Annotated in this window: 1 protein-coding gene; it reads left to right on the top strand. The window is 67.0% G+C overall.

The annotated features are described in order from the left end of the window. Positions 1-117: 117 nt before the first annotated feature. The gene (locus ABZ471_RS48825; protein WP_359075654.1) at positions 118-999 is read left to right on the top strand and encodes a transposase family protein; all 882 of its coding nucleotides are present in this window, start codon (positions 118-120) and stop codon (positions 997-999) included. Positions 1,000-1,056: the final 57 nt, after the last annotated feature.

The following is a 1,056-nucleotide window of genomic DNA, read 5'->3' as shown; positions in this document are numbered from 1 at the left end:
CTAACGAGCTCGTGCATGGTTGGCGGTGGCGAGGTGAAGCCGTGATCGTTGATCATGGATTCCGTGGTGGGGACTCGGGCGCGTGCAGCCATCGTTCGGAGCCAGCGGATCACGGGCTTGTCGCCAGATGTGATTGCTGAACTCGTCGCGGAGATCGGCCCGTTGTGGCACGAGCGACACCAGGCCCTGCTCACGTCGCGCCCTCGGCGCCGGGCGGTCGGGGCCGGTGCGAAGCACAAGCTGGTCTTCGTCGACCGGCTGCTGGCCGCCCTCGTTCACCTGCGGCACGGCGTCACGCACGATGTGCTGGCCTGCTGGTTCGGTGTCGACCGCTCCACCATCACGCGCGCAATCGGTGAACTGCGACCGTTGCTGGCGGCGCGCGGTTGCACCGTCGCACCCGGCACCAGGCTGCGTACCCTCGCCGAGGTCATCGACCATCTCGGTGCGAGCGGACAGACCGGGATCATCGACGGCACCGAGATCCGGGTCCGCCGCCCAGCCGCCGGGCGCAAGGACCGGGAGAAGTTCATCTCCGGGAAGAACAAGCAGAACGCCGTCAAGTCCATGGTCGTCACGGACGCGGCAGGCAGGCTGCTGTTCTGCAGTCCTGCCGAGCCCGCAAGCTGCGCGGACATCACCCATGCGCGCCAGTTAGGCCTAGTCAGACTGCTTACGGACGGGCCCTTCGTGGAGGTCCTGGCCGATGCCGGCTACCAGGGATTGGGAGCCCAGACGGGCGGACGTGTGGTGACACCGCCGCACCGCAAGTTCAAGAAGAACGCCCCGGACTGGTACGAGGAAATACACGAACGCCAGCGCAAGGCCCACTCCTCCCGCCGTATCCGCGTCGAGCACGGCATCGCCCACCTCAAGAACTGGCGAACTCTCGCACGCCACCACGGCCGCCGCGAGCACATGACCGACATCATCCAAGCCGTCGCCGGACTGCTCTCGCACCAGCAGACCGCCACCATCCTCGGCGATGCGCACATGTGAACCCCGACGCCAAACCGCGATCTTCGACGCGCCACCGCCAACCATGCACGAGCTCGT

It is taken from the genome of Streptomyces sp. NPDC005728 (assembly GCF_040630895.1).
Lineage (GTDB): Bacteria > Actinomycetota > Actinomycetes > Streptomycetales > Streptomycetaceae > Streptomyces.
This window is presented reverse-complemented; position numbering and strand designations above follow the sequence as displayed.